General features: G+C 35.6%; 6 protein-coding genes. 5 read left to right on the top strand and 1 reads right to left on the bottom strand.

Annotated elements, in window-relative coordinates:
- Positions 1-519 precede the first annotated feature (519 nt).
- Together NZ519_00405 and NZ519_00400 are read left to right on the top strand one after the other, a co-directional pair.
- A complete protein-coding gene (locus NZ519_00405) occupies positions 520-735 on the top strand; it encodes a TRL-like family protein (protein ID MCS7027201.1) in 216 nt (71 codons plus the stop codon).
- The gene (locus NZ519_00400) at positions 719-1,276 is read left to right on the top strand and encodes a hypothetical protein (GenBank protein MCS7027200.1); all 558 of its coding nucleotides are present in this window, start codon (positions 719-721) and stop codon (positions 1,274-1,276) included. The genes NZ519_00405 and NZ519_00400 overlap by 17 nt, the downstream gene beginning before the upstream one ends.
- An 81-nt stretch (positions 1,277-1,357) precedes the next feature.
- On the opposite strand, the gene NZ519_00395 is transcribed toward NZ519_00400, so the two are convergent.
- The gene (locus tag NZ519_00395; GenBank protein ID MCS7027199.1) at positions 1,358-1,729 is read right to left on the bottom strand and encodes an NADH-quinone oxidoreductase subunit A; all 372 of its coding nucleotides are present in this window, start codon (positions 1,727-1,729) and stop codon (positions 1,358-1,360) included.
- Positions 1,730-1,897: 168 nt separating this feature from the next.
- On the opposite strand from NZ519_00395, the gene NZ519_00390 reads away from it, so the two are divergent.
- The 3 genes from NZ519_00390 (at position 1,898) to NZ519_00380 (ending at position 6,247) form a co-directional block, all read left to right on the top strand.
- A complete protein-coding gene (locus NZ519_00390; protein MCS7027198.1) occupies positions 1,898-4,321 on the top strand; it encodes a DUF4968 domain-containing protein in 2,424 nt (807 codons plus the stop codon).
- A 203-nt stretch (positions 4,322-4,524) separates the two neighbouring features.
- A complete protein-coding gene (locus NZ519_00385) occupies positions 4,525-5,634 on the top strand; it encodes an imelysin family protein (protein MCS7027197.1) in 1,110 nt (369 codons plus the stop codon).
- A 187-nt stretch (positions 5,635-5,821) separates the two neighbouring features.
- Positions 5,822-6,247, top strand: a complete 426-nt coding sequence (locus tag NZ519_00380) for an Hsp20/alpha crystallin family protein (GenBank protein MCS7027196.1) — start codon at positions 5,822-5,824, stop codon at positions 6,245-6,247.
- Positions 6,248-6,298 lie beyond the last annotated feature (51 nt).

Raw genomic sequence — 6,298 nt, 5'->3', positions numbered from 1 at the left:
AACGTACCGAAATTATTAACGCTTGGAATACCGCTTCAAATGCGTTTTATGCCAAACATATTCCTAAGTACTAAACCCGAACCTAACTAAGTACAAAAGCTATCTCTTAAATTAGAGATTTGATATAATAAACATTATGTCAAATTTATATTTCAAGCTTTGGTTTGAGCGTATCAATATAATCTGAATATTATCAGTTAAAAATTAACACAATCATTTTTTTATACTAATTCTCCTCGGGTAGGGTAACAATTGGAATCCCAAACTTAATTTTGAATGAAAGGAAATAAAAATTAGGCAAAAATTTTTACTTTCGGCAGAAAATATTACATTTGCATCCGCATAGCGATAAGAGCATTACTATGTAAAAAAGAAGAGTACAAACTTAAATCTTCAAAATTTTTAATCTTTAATACCCAAATGAAACTCTCAAAATTTTTTGCGGTAGTGATAACTTTGTTTATCTTATCCAGTTGTGCGTAAGTAAAAGCTCCTCTGTTTGCCTCTATTTATGTAGATGTGAAGTCTCCTGTAACTGCCACAGGATATCCCAACTCTTCAAAAGTAGGGGTTGCAAAGGCGACTTCTATTTTAGGTATATTTGCTACAGGAGATGCTAGCATAGAAGCGGCTGCAAAAAATGAAGGAATTACTAAAATTCATCACGTTGATGAGCGAGCAGTAAGAGTACTCTCGCTTTTTGCTTCTTACGAAGTATATGTATATGGTGAGTAGTATATTAAAAAAAGCATGGGTAAATTTATCGTTATCCATGCTTTTTATTTTTGTATTTTCATTTGATATTAGGGCGCAAAAAATTTCTAAATATTACATCTCTTCCCTGCAACAACGCGGTACGCTTTATTTTATCCATTCTCATTTAGCATTCAAAGCTAAAAGAAATAGAGCTACTTTCACCTATGATATCACTTACCTCAGCTCTAGTGACTCGGCATTAGTCAATTTTTCATATTACGAGCCAATCAATCAAAACATTAGTGCAATTGATAGCGTTCAATTCATTTATTCAGATCATATTATTACAAGTAATGCTAAGAAGATCTTTATTGAGCCTAAAAAAAAATATTGGCAGTACCGCTATTCACTAAATTTTTTGTTTAAGGATTTGAATAAGTTATACTTTCAGGACAATCCTCCTAGGGTAATACTCTACAGGCAAAAAAAGTCAGTTGAATTGAATGTAAGTAAACAAATATGGCAGCGGCAGGCCTCTATTATACAGAGAATTTTTGCTCTTATTGAGTCTAATCGGTAACTTGTCTAAGAAAAGATATAAAAGCACAACTTTGAATTTGTTATTTTGAAATTGTGCTTTTGTATGATTTTATGCTTCGTCTTATTCCCACTTTAATACATCTCTTTTAATAATGTAATAAAAACCCACTAAAAGCAGTGCCATAAAAGTAAACATTTCAAAAAAACCGAACCAGCCTAACTCCTTGAAATTTACTGCCCAAGGATACATAAAAATAATCTCTACATCAAACAAAACAAATAAAATAGCAATCAAAAAGTACTTGATGGAAATCGGTGTGCGCGCATCTCCTATTGACTCTACCCCACATTCCCAGGCTGCATTTTTTACTTGACTTCTACGCTTAGGACCAATCAAATGCGTTACCACCATAGTAACAATTACAAATGCCACTGCCAAACCAAATTGAATAATGATAGGCAAGTAATCAGAAGGAAGATAGGTTTTTTCCATAATAAGAACGTATTATTTTTTATTGTTTTTTATGGCTTGCAAGTTACGCATTTGCTTACACACAAGCAAAAAAGTTGTGCAAAGTTTTGTAGATTTATCATTGCTCTAAATAGTTTTTGTATTTTTGGCAATTCTTTTGCACGCGTTTCTAATTTTTTCGCTTTGTATATGCAAACCTCAAACCATAGCCGTACTCACCAATCAATTGGCAAGTTGATTGATTTTAGATACAATAAAAGAAATACCGAATTGCACCTACAAGCTGAAAATGGTTTTGCAAAAGTGCTTGTTTATCATCCGCAAATAATTCGTATTACGCTTAATCGTACTACTGACCTTTGGGATTTTAGCTATGCCACTATTGTGCCACCTCTTGATGATACACCCGCCCAAATTGCAGAAAGAAACGATAAACTTATCCTTACTACCTCAGATTTGAAAGTAGTCATTTACAAAAATCCACTTTTGTTTGCTTTTTACGATCCTAACGATTTACTTATCAATGCCGATGAGCCATTTAGCAACTCATGGCTTGGTGAGCAAATTTCTGCATATAAAACTTTACAACCTAACGAAAAATTCATCGGCTTGGGTGAGAAAACTGGTAATTTAGATAGAAAAGGTACAGGTTATACTAATTACAACACCGATTTTTTTGCTTATTATAGTGCAGCGGACCCGCTTTATATTTCTACTCCTTTTTATATGGGCGTGCATAGCGGCATTAGTTATGGTATTTTTTTGGATAATTCCAGCAAAACGCATTTCAATTTTGGGGCTTCTAACGATAGGTTTGCTTCTTTTACCGTAGAAAGTGGAGACTTGAACTACTATTTTATTTACGGTAAAACCATTGCCAAAAATATTGAACTCTACACCTACCTTACAGGACGCATGGAACTCCCTCCGCTTTGGAGCTTGGGCTACCATCAATGCCGATATAGCTACTATCCTGACAAAGAAGTCTTGAATATTGCTCGCACTTTCAGAGAAAAGCAAATCCCTGCCGATGTCATTTATTTGGATATTCACTATATGCAAAATTACAAACTCTTTACTTGGAGTAAAGAGCATTTTGCCGAACCTCAAAAATTGATACAAGCCTTACAAGCATTAGGTTTCAAGGTAGTCGTAATTATTGACCCAGGCATTAAGGTAGAGCAGGAATATGAAACCTACCAAAAAGGTGTTCAAGCAGATGTATTTTTGAAATATCCTGACGGCACCTATTACACAGGGCAAGTGTGGCCTGGGTGGTGCCATTTCCCTGATTTTACTAATCCGAGAGTACGCAAATGGTGGGGTGAACAATTCGCCGAATTAGTGCAGTTAGGCATTAAAGGCTTTTGGAATGATATGAACGAAATTGCTACGTGGGGCAACCGATTACCTGAATTGATTGAATTTGACTTAGAAGGACACAAAGCCTCCACGCGCCAAGCCCGTAATTTGTATGGCTTGCAAATGGCAAGGGCTACTTTTGAAGGAATAAAAAAACTGCTGCCCCAAGAGCGAACCTTCCATCTCACAAGAGCAGGATTTTCAGGTGTTCAACGTTATGCTTGTGTTTGGACGGGTGATAACGTTGCCACTGATGAACATTTGCTTTTAGGAGTTCGTTTGGTGAATAGTATGGGCCTTGCAGGTTTGTGTTTTGCAGGATACGACGTAGGAGGCTTCGTAGGAGAAGCCTCTAACCAACTATTTGCCAAATGGATAAGCATAGGAGCTTTTTCTCCTTTTTTTAGAGGGCATAAAGAAGTCAATACCGCTTCAGCAGAGCCTTGGACAAAAGGCAGACAAACCGAAGAAATTGCCCGTAATTATATCAGCCTCCGCTACCGTTTAATACCTTACATCTATTCGCATTTTTACGAAAGTACACAGAATGGTTTGCCCATTCAGCGAAGTTTAGCCATTGACTATACACACGACGATTTGATTTATCACCCTAATTACCAAAACCAATATCTTTTTGGCAAAAGTCTGCTCATTTGTCCTAATGAAAGCTATCACCAATTTACCAAAGTGTATTTGCCTGAAGCCTCTGCTTGGTATTATTGGTATGACGGCAAAGTATTTGAAGGCAAACAAGAAATCGTGGTAGAGTCTCCTGTCCATCAATTACCTATTTTTGTAAGAGCAAGTGCCATTATTCCTATGCAATCGCTTACGCAACATTTGAGCGAAAAGCCTGAAAAAACCTTACACTTGCATATCTATTTTGGGCAAGAAACCAGCGAATTTTTATATTACGAAGATGATGGTACAAGCTATGAATACAAACAAGGCAATTTCTACAAACGCCTTATTCGCTTTGAGCCACAAAAAAGAACCCTCTCTTTTGAACCAGCCGAAGGTAATTACACCTCGCATTTTGAGAAACTGAAAATCTATTTTCACCACTTTCAGCAAATTAGCCAAGATGTAAAAATCAACGGAAAATTACAATCCGTACACCCTGAAGAGGTACAATTTATCAAAGCCATTTCCAGTTTTGACCCTATGGGAAAAACCTATCCTGAAGTTAAAACACAAGCCAAAACCATAGAAATTTTGAATACTACTCAAAAAATTGAAATAATTTGGTGACTCTCACACAAATAAGGCCTGAAATTTTAGGCTGATTAAGGTGAATTGCTTAATATCACAAATAACAATTTTATCCAGCCTTGTACTAAAAAAACGAGAGAAAATTAAACTTATTTAGACTAATTCTAATCAGTTTTTGTAGATTTGCACCTAAAATATGCTTTCTGGTATTTTACTTATTCATACAAAAGTTGATTGAAACCATGGAAAAAATTTTTCTCTCGTTAAGTGCTACTACCCTGTTATTGTTTAGCGTCATTTCGTGTAAAACACACAAAGAAAACAACCCTTCGGATAAATTTGATAGAACACAAATGTTAGAAAACTTTGCTCAAAACCTCATAAAACCTGCTTTTCAAGATTTGCAAAGCAAAGTAAATGCCTTAAAAGCCGCTACCGATAACTTTGTACAAACTCCTAGTGCCACTAATTTGTCTATCTTACAAAATACTTGGGAAAATGCTTATCTCTCTTGGCAATATGCTAATGCTTACAACTTTGGCCCTGCAGGTGAGGAAGGCATACGCAAAAGTTTGCTAGAAGAAATTGGCACCTTTCCTATAAGCCCTACCAAAATAGAAAATGCCATTGCTAATAATAATGCTAATTTCAATGATTTTAACCGCGATGCACGCGGATTTTTAGCTATTGAATATTTAATTTTCAATTTTAATAATGATAACCAAGCTGTTTTGAATAGTTTTAATAATGCTAACCGTCGCAGTTTTTTGGTAAATGCCGTAAATAATCTCAAAACTCGTGTGGATGAGGTTGCTAACGCATGGAATGGTAGTTATGCTTTGGAATTTGTGAGTAATACAGGTACGGACATAGGCAGTAGTACTTCACAACTTTACAACGAATTTGTGAAAAGTTTTGAAAGTATTAAAAACTTCAAAGTTGGCTTGCCTTTGGGCAAACGACCAGGGCAGACCCAACCCGAACCTGCTCGCGTAGAAGCTTATTATTCAGGCAAATCTCTCGCTATGATTGAAGCTCACTTGCAAGCTATTGAAAATATTTGGTATGGCAAAGCCAAGGAAGGGCAAGATGGTATTGGCTTTAAGGAATATTTACAAAACGTAGAAGGTGGGCAGGCTCTTATCTCCTCCACTGAAGCTCAATGGGCGATGGTGAAAAATAGTTTTAGAGCTATTCCTACGCAAATACGGCTTTCTGTACAAATTCAACATTCCCCACAGGTAATTGATAATTTTCATACTGAATTGCAAAAACATACACGCTTTTTCAAGGCAGATATGAGTTCGCTATTAGGCATTACTATTACTTTTAGCAGTGGCGATGGAGATTGACTTTCCTAAAATGCTATTTTGTCATAAAAAAGTACAAAAATTGACAAAATGGCATTAAGATTTCTAATTCTGGGCTAGCGGTATATAAATTGTTAAAACAAAGGTGTATGGGTAATAAACCCAAAACTTACAACAAACAAAAACTTATTTCAAACTTATTGTTAAACCTCTAAACCTCTTAAAAGTTATGTCAATCATTAGATTTAATCGTAGTTTTCCTTTTTCTAACTTTTTAGAAGACTTTTTTGGAAAAGATTTAATACATTTTCCACAAGTAGAGCAGAACGTTCCTTCTGTAAACATTATAGAAAATGAAAATGGCTTCCGTGTAGAAGTAGCTGCTCCCGGCTTGAAAAAAGAGGACTTTAAGGTAAGCATTGATAACAATGTCCTCACTATTTCTGCAGAAGCCAAACAAGAAAAAGAAGAGAAAAATGAACGCTATACTCGCAGAGAGTTTAGCCATACTTCATTCCAACGCTCTTTCACTTTGCCTCAAACTATCGAAATAGACCAAATTGATGCTAAATACGAAGATGGTATTTTGCACATCAATTTGCCTAAAAAAGAAGAGGCTAAACCTAAACCTACTCGCGTAATAAATATCAGCTAATTAGGGTAAGAATGAAATATTCCCCACTTTTTCAAAGTGGGGATTTTTTTT

This window comes from Bacteroidia bacterium, assembly GCA_025056095.1.
Lineage (GTDB): Bacteria > Bacteroidota > Bacteroidia > JANWVE01 > JANWVE01 > JANWVE01.
This window is presented reverse-complemented; position numbering and strand designations above follow the sequence as displayed.

Coding starts and splice junctions, on each gene's coding strand:
- NZ519_00385 (MCS7027197.1), top strand. CDS start 4,525: ATGGAAAAAATTTTTCTCTCGTTAAGTGCTACTACCCTGTTATTGTTT.
- NZ519_00390 (MCS7027198.1), top strand. CDS start 1,898: ATGCAAACCTCAAACCATAGCCGTACTCACCAATCAATTGGCAAGTTG.
- NZ519_00395 (MCS7027199.1), bottom strand. CDS start 1,729: ATGGAAAAAACCTATCTTCCTTCTGATTACTTGCCTATCATTATTCAA.
- NZ519_00400 (MCS7027200.1), top strand. CDS start 719: ATGTATATGGTGAGTAGTATATTAAAAAAAGCATGGGTAAATTTATCG.
- NZ519_00380 (MCS7027196.1), top strand. CDS start 5,822: ATGTCAATCATTAGATTTAATCGTAGTTTTCCTTTTTCTAACTTTTTA.